10 protein-coding genes and 1 pseudogene are annotated in these 16,314 nt (G+C 70.2%); 4 read left to right on the forward strand and 7 right to left on the reverse strand.

Features of this window, described 5'->3' with window-relative positions:
- Positions 1–5: 5 nt before the first annotated feature.
- Positions 6–2,264, reverse strand: a complete 2,259-nt coding sequence (gene pflB, locus EV562_RS03245; RefSeq protein WP_133885090.1) for a formate C-acetyltransferase — start codon at positions 2,262–2,264, stop codon at positions 6–8.
- A 312-nt stretch (positions 2,265–2,576) separates the two neighbouring features.
- On the opposite strand from pflB, the gene ppdK reads away from it, so the two are divergent.
- From ppdK to EV562_RS03260, 3 genes are all read left to right on the forward strand, one after another.
- Positions 2,577–5,282: a pyruvate, phosphate dikinase gene (gene ppdK / locus EV562_RS03250; RefSeq protein WP_133885091.1), complete on the forward strand. Its 2,706-nt coding sequence runs from the start codon at positions 2,577–2,579 to the stop codon at positions 5,280–5,282.
- Positions 5,283–5,557: 275 nt separating this feature from the next.
- Complete coding sequence (locus tag EV562_RS03255) at positions 5,558–6,016, forward strand: cyclic nucleotide-binding domain-containing protein (RefSeq protein ID WP_133885092.1); 459 nt, start codon at positions 5,558–5,560, stop codon at positions 6,014–6,016.
- A gap of 41 nt (positions 6,017–6,057) precedes the next feature.
- Positions 6,058–6,735, forward strand: coding sequence for a CBS domain-containing protein (locus EV562_RS03260; RefSeq protein ID WP_166661571.1), 678 nt, complete (start codon positions 6,058–6,060; stop codon positions 6,733–6,735).
- A gap of 105 nt (positions 6,736–6,840) precedes the next feature.
- Here the strand turns inward: EV562_RS03260 and EV562_RS03265 are convergent, their stop codons facing one another.
- Positions 6,841–7,281 (reverse strand): pyridoxamine 5'-phosphate oxidase family protein, encoded by a 441-nt coding sequence (locus tag EV562_RS03265; protein ID WP_133885093.1) that lies wholly within the window; start codon positions 7,279–7,281, stop codon positions 6,841–6,843.
- A 46-nt stretch (positions 7,282–7,327) separates the two neighbouring features.
- The gene (locus EV562_RS03270; RefSeq protein ID WP_133885369.1) at positions 7,328–8,398 is read right to left on the reverse strand and encodes a zinc-dependent alcohol dehydrogenase family protein; all 1,071 of its coding nucleotides are present in this window, start codon (positions 8,396–8,398) and stop codon (positions 7,328–7,330) included.
- 382 nt (positions 8,399–8,780) lie between these two features.
- Here EV562_RS03270 and EV562_RS03275 point away from each other — a divergent pair, with 382 nt between their 5' ends.
- Positions 8,781–9,584, forward strand: coding sequence for an alpha/beta hydrolase (locus EV562_RS03275; protein WP_208298273.1), 804 nt, complete (start codon positions 8,781–8,783; stop codon positions 9,582–9,584).
- A 1,066-nt stretch (positions 9,585–10,650) separates the two neighbouring features.
- Here the strand turns inward: EV562_RS03275 and EV562_RS03285 are convergent.
- The 4 genes and pseudogenes from EV562_RS03285 to EV562_RS03300 all read right to left on the reverse strand — a co-directional run bounded on the left by EV562_RS03285 (position 10,651) and on the right by EV562_RS03300 (position 16,106).
- The gene (locus EV562_RS03285; protein WP_133885095.1) at positions 10,651–12,654 is read right to left on the reverse strand and encodes an APC family permease; all 2,004 of its coding nucleotides are present in this window, start codon (positions 12,652–12,654) and stop codon (positions 10,651–10,653) included.
- 391 nt (positions 12,655–13,045) lie between these two features.
- A complete protein-coding gene (locus EV562_RS03290; protein ID WP_133885096.1) occupies positions 13,046–14,518 on the reverse strand; it encodes an MFS transporter in 1,473 nt (490 codons plus the stop codon).
- Positions 14,519–14,895: 377 nt separating this feature from the next.
- Positions 14,896–15,600: pseudogene (locus tag EV562_RS03295) on the reverse strand (IS5 family transposase); the annotation flags it as partial.
- A 200-nt stretch (positions 15,601–15,800) separates the two neighbouring features.
- The gene (locus tag EV562_RS03300) at positions 15,801–16,106 is read right to left on the reverse strand and encodes a DUF6342 family protein (RefSeq protein ID WP_133885097.1); all 306 of its coding nucleotides are present in this window, start codon (positions 16,104–16,106) and stop codon (positions 15,801–15,803) included.
- Between the last annotated feature and the right edge of the window lie 208 nt (positions 16,107–16,314).

The raw sequence follows: 16,314 nt of genomic DNA on the forward strand, positions 1-16,314 counted from the left end.
GGCGCTCACAGCGATCCGTGGAAGGTGCGGCCGATGACGTCGAGTTGCTGTTCACGGGTCAGGCGGACGAAGTTGACGGCGTAGCCGGACACGCGGATCGTGAGGTCGGGGTACTTGTCGGGGTTTTCCATGGCGTCCTCGAGCGTCGATCGGTCCAGCACGTTGACGTTCATGTGGAAGCCTCCGGCCGTCGTGTAGGCGTCGAGGATGCCGACGAGGTTGTCCTGGCGCTCGTCGGGGACGTGGCCCAGTCCTTCGGGTGTCACCGTCGCCGTCAGGGAGATGCCGTCGCGGGCTTGGTCGTAGGGCAGTTTCGCGAGGGACAGCGCGGCGGCGGCGAGCCCGTGCCGGTCCCGGCCGTTCGTCGGGTTGGCGCCGGGCGCGAAAGGCTGCCCGGCCCGGCGGCCGTCCGGCGTGTTGCCCGTGTGCTTGCCGTACACGACGTTGGAGGTGATGGTCAGCACGGACTGGGTGTGCTCGGCATCGCGGTAGGTGGGGTGCCTGCGCGCCTTGGCCATGAACGTCTTCACGAGGTCGACGGCCAGGGTGTCGGCGCGGTCGTCGTTGTTGCCGTATGCCGGGAAGTCGCCTTCGGTCCGGTAGTCCACGGCGAGTCCGCTCGGGTCCCGGATGATCCGGACCCGGGCGTACTTGACCGCGGACAGGCTGTCCGCAGCGACCGACAGGCCGGCGATGCCGCAGGCCATGAAGCGGTGCACCGGGTGGTCGTGCAGGGCCATCTCGATGCGTTCGTAGGCGTACTTGTCGTGCATGTAGTGGATGACGTTGAGCGCGTTCACGTAGGTCTCGGCGAGCCAGTCGAGGACGCGGTCGTAAGCGGCGGTCAGCTGACCGTATTCGAGGTACTCGCCGGTCAGAGGTGGCATCTCGGGGGTCACCTGTTCCCCGGTCATCTCGTCCCGGCCGCCGTTGACGGCGTACAGCAGTGCCTTGGCGACGTTGACCCGGGCTCCGAAGAACTGCATCTGCCTGCCCACGGCCATGGCGGACACGCAGCAGGCGATGGCGGTGTCGTCACCGGTGCGCGGTCGCATCAGATCGTCGGACTCGTACTGCACGGCGCTCGTGTCGATCGAGGCCTGTGCGCAGAAGCGCTTGAAGCCGACCGGCAACCGCGGCGACCACAGCACGGTCAGGTTGGGTTCCGGCGCCGGGCCGAGGTTGTAGAGAGTCCGCAGGAAGCGGAACGAGGTGCGGGTGACCAGCGGCCGTCCGTCGTTGCCGACGCCGCCGATGGACTCCGTCACCCAGGTGGGGTCACCGGAGAACAGCGCGTCGTATTCAGGGGTGCGCAGGAAGCGGACGATGCGCAGTTTGATGACGAAGTCGTCGACCAGTTCCTGGGCCTGGCTCTCGTCCAGGCGGCCCTCATCGAGGTCGCGCTGGAGGTAGACGTCCAGGAAGGTCGACGTGCGGCCCAGCGACATCGCTGCGCCGTTCTGCTCCTTCACAGCGGCCAGGTAGCCCAGGTAGAGCCACTGCACCGCCTCGTGGGCGCTCCGCGCGGGACGGGAGACGTCGCAGCCGTAGCCGGCCGCCATCTCGGTCAGCTCGCCGAGCGCTCTGTGCTGCTCGGCCAGTTCTTCCCGGTCGCGGATGACGTCCTGGGTGGAGGGCAGCGCGTCCAGGCGGGCGCGTTCGCCGCGCTTCGCCTCGGTGAGGCGGTCGGTGCCGTAGAGGGCCACCCGGCGATAGTCGCCGATGATGCGGCCACGGCCGTAGGAATCGGGCAGTCCGGTGATGATGCCGACGCGGCGGGCGGTGCGCATCGCGGGTGTGTAGGCGTCGAACACACCGTCGTTGTGGGTTTTGCGGTAGGTGCCGAAGACCTTGGTGACGAACGGGTCGGGCTCGTAGCCGTAGGCCCGCAGACCGCTCTCCACCACGCGCAGGCCGCCGGCGGGCATGATCGCCCGCTTGAGCGGGCGGTCGGTCTGGAGGCCGACGATCAGCTCGCGCTCCCGGTCGATGTAGCCGGGGGCGTGTGAGGTGATCGTGGAGGGAGTGGCGGTGTCCACGTCGAGGACGCCCTTGCGGCGTTCCTCGGGGAACAGCGCCGTCACCTTCGTCCAGAGGGCACCGGTGCGCTCCGTGGGGCCGGTGAGGAAGTCCGCGGTGCCGTCGTAGGGCGTGTAGTTCGCCTGGACGAAGTCGCGGACGTCGATGCGCTCGCGCCACCCGCTCCCGGCGAATCCCCGCCAGGCGTCGGTGACCGGGCCTGCTGCTGTCGCCGTCGCGGTCATCACGGGTCCTTCCCTCGATGGGTCCCTCACCGTCCATGCTGGTCCTCGGTCGTGCCCTCGAGGAGTGCCGGCCGGCATACCTTCACGTGCCGGCCGGCCCAAGGCGTCGGGACGTACGGCCCTCCCCGCGGCCCCGGTGCATCCTGCGGTGGAGCCGTTACCGCCGGGTGTCGGCCGGTCGGCGGCAGGGCCGACCGGCCCGCCTTTCCGGGACCGGTCGACCTCGCACCGGACCGGTCGGTGGAGGGACGCTGGAAACGGCACACCGTGCTGGCACCGGCACACAGTCCTCCGAGCCGAGGAGCGGGCGTCATGGTCCGATACGTGTACGACTTCACCGACGGCGGGCGTGAGCTGGCCGGTCTGCTCGGTGGCAAGGGCGCCAACCTGGCCGAGATGGTCCGGCTCGGCCTGCCGGTCCCGCCGGGCTTCACCCTCACCACCGAGGCGTGCCGGGCGTATCTGGAGACCGGCGCGGAGCCCGCCGGTCTCGCCCGAGAGGTCTCCGCGCACATGACCGGGCTGGAGGAGGGAGCCGGGCGGCGGCTGGGGCAGCGGGACGACCCGCTGCTGGTGTCCGTGCGGTCGGGTGCCCGGTTCTCCATGCCCGGCATGATGGAGACGATCCTCGACGTGGGCCTGAACGACGACTCGGTGGCCGGTCTGGCGAAGGCGTCGGGCAGCGCGCGGTTCGCCTGGGACTCCTACCGGCGGCTGGTCCAGATGTTCGGCAGCACGGTGATGGGTGTCGACGCCGCGCTGTTCGAGGGCGCGCTGGAGCGTCTGAAGGAGCTGCGGGGTGTCCCGGACGACGTACACCTCGGCGCAGCCGACCTGTCCGGGCTCGTGGAGACGTACAAGGAACTGATCCGCCGCGAGACCGGCGAGGACTTCCCGCAGTCTCCGGCGCTCCAGCTGCAGCGGGCGGTCCTGGCCGTCTTCGCCTCCTGGAACAGCGAACGGGCGCGGCTGTACCGGCACCGTGAGCACATCCCGGACGATCTCGGTACCGCCGTCAACGTACAGCGCATGGTCTTCGGCAATCTCGGAGCCGACTCCGGCAGCGGCGTCGCCTTCACCCGCGATCCGGCCACCGGACGGCGCGGACCGTACGGCGACTACCTGCCCGACGCACAGGGCGAGGACGTCGTCGCCGGCATCCGCAACACCGTCCCCCTGGCCGAGCTGGAACACCTGGACCCAGACTCCTACGGGCAGCTCCGGGAGCACATGCGGGCCCTCGAACAGCACTACCGCGACCTGTGCGACATCGAGTTCACCATCGAGCGCGGGAAGCTGTGGATGCTGCAGACCCGGGTGGGCAAGCGCACCGCCGAGGCGGCGTTCACCATCGCCGCCGCCCTGGCGGACGAGGGCCTCATCAGCGCGGACGATGCCCTCACGCGAGTGAGCGGGGAGGGCCTGGCCCGGTTGATGTTCCCCCGCTTCGATGCCTCCGCGACGGGTGACCCGCTCACGCGCGGCCTGCCGGCCTCGCCGGGCGCCGCGGTCGGTACGGCCGTCTTCGACTCCGCGGAGGCGGTACGACGCCACGCCGCCGGTGAGCCGGTGGTCCTGGTGCGCCAGGAGACCAACCCGGACGATCTGCCGGGCATGGTCGCCGCCCGGGCGGTGCTGACCAGCCGTGGCGGCAAGACCTCGCACGCGGCCGTGGTCGCACGCGGCATGGGCAAGGTCTGCGTCTGCGGCGCCGAGGACATCGTGGTGGACACCGAGGGCCGGCGGCTCACCACCGGCGACGGCACCGTCGTGGAGGAGGGCACCGTCCTGTCCGTGGACGGCTCCGCGGGCACGGTGTACGCCGGTGCGGTGCCGCTCGTGGACTCCACCGTGATGCGCCGCCTGGAGAACGGTACGACCGACAGCGTTGACGCGGCTTTGGACGCGGTGGCCGGCGCGGTCACGCGTGCCCTGGACCGCGCGGACACGGTGCGGCGGCTGGAGGTCAGGGCCAACGCCGACACGCCCGAGGACGCCGCGCGCGCTCGTCGGTTCGGTGCCCAGGGCATCGGCCTGTGCCGCACCGAGCACATGTTCCTCGGCGAGCGGCGCCGACTGGTCGAGTGGATGATCCTGGCGCAAACCGACGCGGAACGCGACCGGGCGCTCGACGCCCTGCTGCCGCTGCAGCGCCAGGACTTCACGGGCATCCTCACGGCGATGGACGGGATGCCGGTCACCATCCGCCTCCTCGATCCGCCGCTGCACGAGTTCCTGCCCGACCGCCTCGCACTCGCCACCCGTCTCGCCGCCGCCGAGGCCCGCGGCGAGGTCGTGGACACGCATGATGCCGAGCTGCTGGACGCCGTCAACCGCATGCACGAGGAGAATCCGATGCTCGGCCTACGAGGCGTCCGTCTCGGCCTGGTGGTTCCCGGGCTGGTCGCCATGCAGGTCCGGGCGATCGCCGAGGCGGTCGTGCAGCGTGTACGGGCGGGTGGCAACCCCCGGGCCGAGATCATGGTTCCACTCGTCGGCGACGTCACCGAGTTCCGGCTGGTACGCGAGGAGGTGGACCGCGTCCTGGCCGAGGTGTCCGCGACGTCAGGCGTCCCGGTGGCCTGCCCGGTCGGCACCATGATCGAGCTCCCGCGGGCGGCGCTCACCGCCGGACCGATCGCCGAGGTCGCGGAGTTCTTCTCCTTCGGCACCAACGACCTGACCCAGACCACCTGGGGATTCTCCCGCGACGATGTCGAGGCGGCCTTCTTCTCCGCCTACCTCGACAAGGGCGTCTTCTCCGCCTCCCCCTTCGAGACGATCGACCGCGCGGGCGTCGGACGGCTGGTGGAGATCGCCGTTGCCGAGGGCCGGGCCGCGCGCGACTCGCTGGAGACAGGCGTGTGCGGCGAACACGGCGGAGACCCGGAGTCGGTGCACTTCTTCCACAGCGCCGGTCTCGACTACGTCTCCTGCTCTCCGTTCCGGGTCCCGGTGGCACGGCTGGAGGCCGGGCGGGCCGCACTGGACGGGGCCGGGACCAGCGACAGCAGATGAGGCGGACACGCCGTCGCGGCCCCGTCGGGGCGGCATCCCTTCGACGACGGACAGTCCCGCGCGGCAGTGCGTCGCCGATGTCGTTCTGAACCCGTTTCACCGGTGCGTGTCAGGGCCGAACGGCCAGCGATCGGGCCCGGACAGCCCATCGCTTCCGGCTTCGGACGGGACCAGCCTGGAATCAGCGAGGGACGCGCCACCCGGTTCACGTCCGGGTCGCAGGCACCATTGCACGTTGCCTGGCCGCGTGCCCCGAGAAATAGGGAGCGGCAACCATGACCTCCACCACCACACTGACCGCGGGCCTCCCGGTCGAACACCGTGAACGGCTGATGCGAGTCGCCCGCGAGGTGTCCTACGCGGCAGGCGCGCGACTGTTCGAGGAGGGCGGGCGCGCCGACCGGTTCTGGATCGTCCGCACCGGCACCGTCACCCTCGACCTCCACGTCCCCGGCCGTAGGGCCGCCGTCATCGAGTCGTTGGGCCACGGAGAAATGGTCGGCTGGTCCTGGCACTTCCCGCCCTACCTGTGGCATCTGGGCGCCGAGGCGATGACACCGGTGCGGGCCTGGGAGCTCGACGCCGAGGCCGTCCGTGCCCTGTGTGCCCAGGATCCGGCTTTCGGCCGTGCGGTCGCCACCTGGGTCGGCGACGTCGTCGCCCACCGACTGCACGCCGCCCGGATCCGGCTGCTCGACCTGTACGGCCCGCACGGAAGCGGAGTGCTCCTGTGACCTGGGCACATCGCCCGTATCCCGAGAGGAGGAACACCATGCTGTACGGCAGCCCGCGCGTCGTGAAAGACGTCATGACGCACACCGCCGTGGCCGTCGGCCGCGACGCACCGTTCAAGGACATCGTCACCCTCATGCAGCAGTGGAAGGTCAGCGCTCTGCCCGTGCTCGCGGGCGAGGGCCGCGTCGTCGGCGTCGTCTCGGAAGCCGACCTGCTGCCCAAGGAGGAGTTCCGCGACAGCGACCCGGACCGGTTCACCCAGATGCGCCGCCTGGCCGACCTGGCCAAGGCAGGCGGGCTGACGGCCGCCGACGTGATGTCCGCGCCGGCCGTCACCGTCCACCCCGACGCCACGCTGGCGGAAGCGGCCCGCATCATGGCTCAGCGGAGGGTCAAGCGCCTGCCGGTGGTCAATTCCGAGGGTCTGCTGGAGGGCGTCGTGAGCCGGGGTGACCTGCTGCGCGTCTTCCTGCGCCCGGACGAGGAGATCGCCGAGGAGGTCGATCGCGACATCGTGCCGCTCCTCTTCCCGGCTCCCTCTCAGTCTGTCCGGGTGGCCGTCTCCGACGGCGTGGTCACCCTCACCGGTCCGTTCCGGGACACCTCCCTGGTTCCCATCGCCAATCGTCTGGTCCGGGCCGTGGAAGGCGTCGTCGCCGCCGAGTGCCGGGTGGAGCGCGACGGGCCCCGTGAGACCGTCACAGCTGCTCAGCCCTGACAAGACCGGCTGGGACGTGCGCGGCGGACACACGCGGCGTCCGACCGCGCACACCCGTACTCGGTAGGCGGTGCGCGCCGACCGGCTGGCCTTCGCCGACGCCGCTCAAGGTGCCACGGACACTTCGCACATGGATCGCCCGCCCGGGAGTTCGCGTCCGGTGACCAGTTCGGGCTCGATGCGGACGAAGACCTCGTCCGGCCAGGCCACCCACGAGCGGAGACCGCTCCGTGTCAGCCGGTCGTGATCGGTGGAGTCGGTCACCACGGAAGCGAGCCCGGTGACGACGACGCTCCAGCCCGCGTGCGCCGCCGCATCGAACGCGTCCCCCTCGAAGGCGACCACGGCCCCGTCGACGGCGCGGACCATCTCGGACGATGCCGAGGTACGCAACAGCACGGTGCCGTCCGGCTCCAGCAGGAAGTTGACCGGCAGGACGGCCGGCAGAGCGTCGCGGGTGAAGATGACACGGCCCACGTCGGCCTGCGACAGCCGCCTCAGGCACTCCTGCCGGCTCAGTTCCCGGAACCCGTCGTTGCGGTACATCAGCCCGCCGTCTCTCGCTCGTGGGTCTCGTGCGGAACGGGCCGTGTCACACCGTCCCGGGTGCGACGACTTCCCGGCGCGGACCGCCGAGGACCACCTTCAGTGCTCCGGTGTCGGCGGCACCGGCGAAGACCCCGTACGCCTCCTCCATACGCTCCAGCGGGAAGGTGTGGGTCACCAGCTGGGCGGTGGGAAGCCGTCCGGACGCCGCCATGCGCAGCAGCGTGGGCGTGGTCCGGGTGTCGACCAGGCCGGTGGTGATCGTGACGTTCTTGATCCACAGGTCTTCCAGGTGCAGGGAGGCCGGCTTGCCGTGCACCCCGACGTTGGCGACGTGCCCGCCCGGGCGCACCATGCGGGTGCACATCTCGAACGTCTCCGGTATGCCCACGGCCTCGATGACGACGTCGGCACCGAGTCCTCCGGTCAGGTCGGCGACCAGTTGCTCCGGGGTCTCCCGGGCGTCGGCCACCGCGTCGGCGCCGAGTTTCCTGGCGGCCTCCAGCCGGGCGCCGGCCACGTCCACGGCGACGATCCGCTCGGGCGCGAACAGGCGTGCCGTGGCGACGGCGGCCAGTCCGATGGGCCCGGCACCCACCACGACGACCGTGTCCCCGGGGCGGACGCGTCCGTTGAGCACGCCCACCTCGTAGGCGGTCGGGAAGATGTCGGCCAGCAGTACGGCGTCCTGGTCGGTGACCGCCCCCGGCAGGGGGTGAACGGAGAGGTCCGCGTACGGAACGCGGACATACTCCGCCTGTGTGCCGTCGATCAGGTGGCCGAGGATCCAGCCGCCTCCGCCGAGGCACTGGCCGTACATGCCCTCACGGCAGTAGCCGCACCTTCCGCAGGCGGTGATGCAGGACACCAGGACGCGGTCTCCGGGACGTACGGTGCGCACGTCCGTCCCGACTTCGACGATCTCGCCGACCGCCTCGTGCCCGAGGACGGTTCCGGGGCGCACCTCGGGCACGTCCCCCTTCAGTATGTGCAGGTCCGTCCCGCAGATGGTGACGGCATCGACCCGGACCACGGCGTCGGTGGGCTCCTTGAGGTCCGGGTCGGGTATGTCCTCCCACGCGGACCGGCCCGGCCCGTGGAACACGTAACCCTTCATCGCGATGCTCACCCTTTCAGCGCTCGGGAGCACCCGGAGCCCCGCTGACCGGCCTCCGCCGGGCAGGCCCTCGACCGTCGGTACGACGGGGATTGCTCCACAACTCCAGACTCTCCCGGGGTTCGCGCACGCGCTTGGGCCGGTCGGCCCTCGCGCCCAGCTTGTCGGCCCCGGCTCGGGACCGACCCGCGTGCCACCTCCGAGTGACCGGCCGCCACCGGACGTGCTCCGGCGTGTGTGGCCCCGCCGGCCCTCCGGACCGGGCCGGTCGACCCTGCCGGTCGGGACCGCCTGGCTCTGCCCCGCCCGATGAGTGCGCGGTGCAATGGCAGTGCAGGCGGTGGCAGCCGCCACCGTCCCACCGCAAGCCGGGAGGTACGTCATGCGCTCCCTGAGTCACACGGAAGCCGAACGGCGCCCGACTCGCGACATCGAGCGGCTCGAACTCCTCCGGCCCCGCACCACTTGGCCGGATGCGACGCACGGGCCGATACCGACGTGGCCCGCCGAAGGACAGCGGGAGGAACAGGTGGTGGTGCCCGCCGGTCGGACACACCTGACTGCACGGCTCGTCCTGCCGGCCACGTCCCGCGTCGTGCTGTCCATCGCCCACAGTGCCGGAGGCTGTCGCCCTGGTCCGTGGTATGAGTACACCGCCCCCCGCCTCCACCGCGCCGGAATCGGCACTCTGCTGCTCGGCCTGCTGACCGAGCAGGAGCGACGTGACCGGCACAAGCTCTTCGACGTGGTGCTGCTGGCCCGGCGCCTGGAAACAGCGACGCGGTGGCTGCGCCAGGAGACCGGACTGCCCGTGGGGTACGTCGGGAGCGAAGCGGGTGCGCCTGCCGCGTTGCGGGCGGCAGCGGCCGATGACGAGATCCGAGCCGTCGTCTCCCTGGGCGGCCGGCCCGAACTGGCCGGCCCGGCGGCGCTGGCCGGGGTGCGGGCGCCGTCCCTGTTCGTGGTCGGCGGCTTGGACCCGCAGGGCGCGGGCCTCAGCCGGCTCGCTGCCGACTGGATGAGCTGTCCGCACGACGTCACGGTGGTGCCCGGTGCCACGGGCGACCTGGCCGGCCCCGGAGCCGCCGAGACCGTCGCGGGTCTGATCCGTGACTGGTTCACGAACGACCTTCCGGGATTGACCATCGGGCGGAGCGGTGGGCTCGCCGGTTCCTGCGTGCTGTGACCGAGTGGGCCTGGCCGGTCTGCTCGGGGTAAGTCGGCATGGGGCGGCCCGGATCTGCTTCAGCTGCCTTCGCCGCCTGGGTGTCACCCGACATCGATACTCCCCGATTCTCGTGGGGACCGAGGGAGACCTACAAGGGCGACGGGGCAGGGCGAGTGGCGTAGTGCGGCGTGGTGGGTGGGTCTGAGTTCGCGGTGGACCACGCCGTGCCGGTGGTGGACTCCGAGAACGAGGAGGTCGGCGTGGTGCGCGGCCCGGGTCAGGACGTGGGGTGCCGGGCCGTCCAGGACTTGTCTGTGCACGGTGACGCCGTTTGGGAGCGCTGCCCGGTCCGGGAGTGCCGCACGAAGAAAAGCGTCGGCGGCCGGAGAGCCGGGGCCCGGTGGACCCTGCCGCGTCTCCTGTCGGCTCCGGGCGTGGATCGCGACCAGGTCGCAACCACGGGCCCGTGCTTCCTGAAGGGCGAAGGCGACGTGGGCGGCGCCGGCGTCGGTTCCCTCCGCGACACCTAGGACGACCTGCCGGTCTGCCGAGGGGCGTTCTGGGGTGGAGTCGCCAACGGTCACGACGGGGCACCACACTCGTTCTGCGACACCGGGCCCGACGGATCCGACGAACATGTGGCGCACAGAGGCATCGTGTCCGCGACGGCCGATGACCAGTACGAAGGCGTCTTCTCCCGCGCGGACCAGGACGTCGGTGGGTTCTCCCGGCAGGACTTCGGCCTGGATCCTGACCTCGGGGCGGCGCCGGCGGGCCCGGGTTTCGGCGCTGGTGATGATCTCTTGAAGTACGGCGGTCTCAGTCCGGCTTTCCGGGAGATCTTCTACAGGGGTGGCGCCTTCGAAGCGTTCCCACACGGAGGCGTGCACGATACGAAGGGGCCGGCCGTGCAGGGCGGCCTCGTCCGCAGCCCAGTCGAGCGCCCTCATGCTGGAGGGGGAGCTGTCCACGCCCACCGTCACTGGTCTGTCCACCGGTCACGCTCCCTTTTGTCCCCAGTGAAACGACGGTCCGCGGGGCCCGCAAGCTGCACGGGCCCTCCGTGCCTCGCGATGGCGCCCGGTCAGCTCGGCGGTTCGCCTCGGCGGACGGAACCCGGAGCACGTGCACCGTGGTGGTCGGCCCGCGCGGAGGAGACGAGCTGCCAGGGCACGCTGATCACCATGACTCCGGGAGCGAAGCGCAGGCGTGCCTTGATCCGGAGCGCGGACTGGTTGTGCAGCAGGTTCTCCCACCAGCGGCCGACGACGTACTCGGGGATGTAGACGCCGACCATGTCGCGCGTGCTCTCGCGGCTGAGGGAGCGTACGTACTCGACGACGGGCCTGGTGACCTCGCGGTAGGGAGAGTCCAGAACCTTGAGGGGGACGTCGATGCCCAGCCGCTGCCACTGGTCTTCCAGCGCGTGTGTCTCGTCGTGGTCGACGGCGACGGTGAGTGCCTCCAGCCGGTCAGGCTTGGAAGCGCGGGCGTAGGCCAGGGCCCGGAGCGTCGGTTTGTGGACGTTGGAGACCAGCACGATTGCCAGGACACGGGAAGGCGAGGTGAGGTCGGTGTGCGGGTCGGTGCTGGTCAGCTCGGCGGCGGTGCGGTCGTAACGCATGCGGATGGCGCGCATCAGCAACCACAGCACGCCGGCGGCGAGTACGGCCAGCCAGGCGCCGTCGAGGAACTTCGTGAACAGGACCACCACCAGGACCAGGCCGGTGAACACCGCGCCGACCGCGTTGATGGTTCTGGCGACACGGTGGCGGCGCCGCAACGCGGGGCCGCTCACTGTGGACAGGGCCTGGTTCCAGTGCCGGACCATGCCGGTCTGCGAGAGAGTGAAAGAGGCGAAGACGCCCAGGATGTAGAGGTGGATCAGGGCCGTGACGCTGGCTTCGAACCCCCACAGCAGCAGGCCCGCGGTGACGGCCAGTGCCACGATCCCGTTGGAGAAGGCGAGCCTGTCGCCGCGGCTGTGCAGCTGACGGGGCAGGTAGCGGCGCTGCGCGAGGACCGAGGAGAGCAGCGGGAATCCGTTGAACGCGGTGTTCGCGGCGAGGACCAGAACAAGTGCGGTCGCCGCCTGGATGTAGTAGAAGCCGACACTCCTCTCCCCGCCGAAGACCGCGGCCGCGATCTGGGCAATGGCGGTGCGCTGCTGGTAGGCGGAACAGTCCTGGCCCAGTCCGGTGAGCCGGCAGGCGTCATCGGCGATGTGGACCTTGGCGACGATCGCGAGAGTGGTGACACCGACGAACATGGTGATGGCGATCAGGCCCATCGCGGCCAGGGTGATCGCCGCGTTGTGCGACTTCGGCTTCCGGAAGGCGGGGACGCCGTTGGAGATCGCCTCCACGCCGGTCAACGCGGTGCAGCCATTGGAGAACGCCCGCAGGACCAGCAGTACCAGCGCCACACCGGCCAGCTGTGCGTCGCCCTCTTGCGGCCGGATGCCGTACGAGGCGCTCTCGGCGACCGGTGCGTCCCCGGCCAGATACCGGAAGAGCCCGGTGGCGACCATGATGAGGACGCCGCTGACGAACAGGTACGTCGGCGCGGCGAAGGCCCGTCCGGACTCGCGCACTCCCCGCAGGTTCACCACCGCGAGCAATGCCACGAAGCCCAAAGCCATCGGCACTCGCTGGGTGTGCAACTGGGGAACGGCGGAGATGATGTTGTCCACGCCGGAGGCCACCGACACCGCCACCGTCATGACGTAGTCGACCAGCAGGGCCGCCCCCACCACCAGACCGGCGTTCTCGCCGAGGTTCGCGGACACGACCTCGTACGAGCCCCCACCGCTCGGGTAGGCGCGTACGACCTGCTGGTACGACAGCACCACCACGGTCATCAGCGCGACGACCGCCGCCGCGATCCACGGCGTGAGATGCACATACGCCATCCCGCCCAGCGTGAGCACCAACAGGATCTCCTGCGTCGCGTACGCAACCGACGACAAGGGGTCCGAGGCGAAGATCGGCAGGGCTACGCGCTTGGGAAGCAGCGTCTGCCCCATCTCACTGCTGCGCAGGGCACGGCCGACCACGAGCCGCTTCGTCACCTCGGGGATCCTGATCACAGGAGCGAAGGTAGAGCGGCAGCCTGCTGATCAGAAGGACCATCGCCCCGACGCACGGCAGCACTTTGTCCGCGGTCTCACCGGCGTCCCTGTGCCGGCGTCCCGCGTAGTACCCGCCGCCGACCACCGCGGCGTCGTACGGCTTCACATCCGTCACCCGACCGCGCGGGCGCCTCGGCCGCGATGCCCTCCTCGCGGCCGGACCTCGGCTGCAGTCTCGGCGATCCGGGCCGTCGGCCCGTTGGCCGATCCGTCGACTGCAAGCACCTTGTCCCGCATGGCGGTCTGCCTTCTTTCGCAGGTCGCTCTGCCTAGGCCGTGTGTCGGAAGTGCTCTGGGGTGCCCGCTGCGGCGGCATGTTCTTCGGTGTGCTGCCGCAGCGGGCTAGAGCTCAGTCGGTCTGGTTGCTCGTTCGTGTGGGCAGGAGGAACATCAGCGCCCACATGGCGGCGAAGGCAGCGCCGACCCACCACAGGACGGCGGTGAACGCGTCCCGGTTGAGCGCGCCGTCGGTCGAGCCGCCGGTGGCGGAGAAGAACACCAAGGCGGTCAGTGCAGTGCCCAGGGCCATGCCCAGGTGGATGGACGTGTTGAACAGGCCCGAGGCCGAACCGGCGTTCTCGTGCGGGACCTTGGCGAGTGCCATGTCGGCGAGCGGCCCGCCGACCGCGCCGAAGCCGAGTCCGAGCAGCAGGAGCGGAACGGTCATCGCCAGGAGCGTCAGGTCGCCTTGACGGCTGACGATCTGGATGCCGTAAGCGGTCATCGTGGCGAGCACGAGCAGAATCCCGGCCTGGGGCAGGCGGCGTCCGAAGCGTCCGGCGGCCTTTACCGCGACCGTCGCTCCGGCCAGCTCACCCAGGGCGATCATGACGAAGGCCACGGCAGCCTGGAGCACGCTCATGCCCAGGCCGCGCTGGAGGTAGAGCGTCCAGGTCATGAAGAACATGCCGGTCGACAGGCCGAGCAGCAGTTGCGTCGAAAGGCCGCCGGAGAACGCCCGGTCCCGGAAGAGCGACAGCACCACCAGCGGGCCGTCGTCCTTCCTGCGCTGCTGGTGGCGGGCGAAGACGCCGAGCACGAGGACGCCGGCGGCGAGCATGGCCCAGCACCACAGGGGCCAGCCGTGCGCGTGGCCCTCGGTGAGCGGGAAGACGATCAGGACGATGGACAGCGCGGACAGCAGCACGCCGGTGAGGTCCAGACGCTGCGCCCGCTCCGCGGTCGACTCCTGGACGAACTTCCGGCCGAGGAGGAACACGGCCAGGCCGAGGGGCACGTTGACCAGGAAGACCGGCCGCCATCCCAGGCCGAACAGGTCGGACTGGGTGAGCACACCGCCCAGCACCGGCCCCAGGACGGAACCGAACGACAGGACGGCACCGTAGAGGCCGAATGCCTTGCTGCGCTGCTCGCCGTCGAACGTGACGTGGAGGGTGGCCAGGACCTGCGGCAGCATCACGGCGGCCCCGCCGCCCTGCAGGATGCGGGCGGCGATCAGCGTGCCCGGGTCGCCGGCGAGCCCGCACAGCAGCGAGGCCAGGGTGAAGACGGCGGTGCCGACGAGGAAGATCCTGCGGCGGCCGTAGAGGTCACCGAGCCTGCCGCCGGTGATCAGCCCCAGGGCGATCGTCAGCGAGTAACCGGCCGTCACCCACTGGAGCGCGGCCGGTCCGGCGCCAAGCGACTCCTGGAGAGTGGGCAGGGCGGTGAGGACGATCGAGCTGTCGAGGATATTCATCAGCTCGGCGACCAGGACCACCAGCAGGGCGATCTTCGCGGCCAGGGCCACCTTGGGCGCACCTGGCTGGGCGGAGGGCTCGGAGGACTGTTGCGGCTCGTTGCCGAGCGCGGGGGAAACCACGGAGAAGCTCCTGATCCAGAAGAATCGGGGAGCCCGCCGTCGGCCGCAACGGGTCAGCACAGCACCAGGCCCGGGGCAGACGGCAGAGCTGCACCCGGGAAGCAAAGGGAAATGCGGGAGGGGGTGACGCAACTCAGACCAGCGCGACGTCCGCCCCCGCACGCGTTCACATCAGAACGCGGGGAAACGACGGACGGCTACTTGGCCTGGGGGTACAAGCTCACCTCGAGATCGTGAAACGAAGGGTCCGGGCCCTGCCGCTGCGGTCACCAGGCAGCAGGAACCTCACCACGGTACGACAACCGTCAGGTCCCGCGCACCTTCATATCGCGCAGCTCGTCAAGCACACGGGCATGAGGCCGCGTCCGTCCGTCCCGTCACAGCCACTCGTTGATAGCCGCGACGAGGATGATCGCTTCGTAGCGGACGGCGAGCTTGTCATATCGGGTGGCGACCGCACGGTTCCTTTTGAGACGACTGATCCCGCACTCGACCGCATGACGATCCCGGTAGTCGGCCCGGTCGAAACGTGGTGGCCGGCCACCACGGGACCCGGGCTTCCTGCGGTGACTCACCTGGTCGGTCTTAAGGGGAATGGTGCAGCGAATTCCGCGGCGGCGCAGGTAGGCCCGGTTCTTGCGGGAGGCGTACGCCTTGTCGGCACGGACCCGGTCGGGGCGGACGCGAGGGCGGCCCGGCCCGATGCGGGGCACGCGAACGCCTGCCAGTACGGGTTCGAACTGCGGGGAGTCTCCGCGCTGTCCTGCGGTGATCACGATCGACATGGGCTTCTGCCCTTGCTCGACGGCCAGGTGCAGTTTGGTGGTGAAGCCGCCGCGCGACCGTCCCAGCCCGTGATCACGAGGCTCGGTGAAGATGCCACCCGGTGGTTCCTTCTGCAGGTCGCCCTGTTTGCGAGCCCCGGCCGCATGCTGATGGGCGCGGCAGATTGTGGAGTCAACTCTCAGATCCCACGTGATCGCTCCCCTCGCGTCGGCCAGGGCTTGAAGCCGGCTCACGATCCGGTGCCAGGTGCCGTTCCGCTGCCATCGGCGAAACAGGTCGTAGACCCGTTCCCATGGCCCGTACTCGCCGGATGCCGGGCACGAGCGTGGACGAAGTCCCCATCACGGATACCGGGCGATCGGGCCGGCCGCGGCTGACCCCAGCAATGACGAGGGGTCCGCACGACCTGACCGGTCGTGCGGACCCTGGTGTTACGTGAGGAGGAGGTTCACACGGTGCATGGCCTCAGTGCCCGGATCCGGGCCACCCGGGGGGCTCAGTCGTCCCAGGTGAGGTCCTTCTGGTCGGTGATCAGCTTCCCGGCGATCTTCAGGTTGCCGTTGGAGTCGATGATGGCGAGGATCTTCTTCGTGCTGCCGTGTTGGGTGGTGATGTAGACCTTGTCTGCCTCCTGAGAGGTGGACTCGTTGGAATTCAGTGCGATCTCCACGCTGTTCGGCGAGATGATCGCGACGTCCTTCTCCGGGGAGTCCGGGTAGATCCGGTTGTTCGCCAGCTTGACCCGGCCGTGGCTCTCCGCTTCCTCCCAGCGCGTTGCGACTCCGAGGTCGAGTTCGGCCATGAGTCCCCCTTGTGTTCCGGCGGGCCGTGCCCGCGATCGGTGGTATGCCCGGATGTCCCGGTCCGATCATGGAGCGCAGGAGGAGGACGCGGACGGACTCGGGCATTCCAGAGATCGTGGCCGCTTTCCGTCCTGATGGGCGGATTCCCTTCAGGCGCAGGAGGCCGGTTCAGCCGTCCCTCAATGGGCACCTCGCCGGTCGACGAAG

This window comes from Streptomyces sp. BK208 (genome assembly GCF_004364245.1).
In the GTDB taxonomy this organism is placed as follows: domain Bacteria; phylum Actinomycetota; class Actinomycetes; order Streptomycetales; family Streptomycetaceae; genus Streptomyces.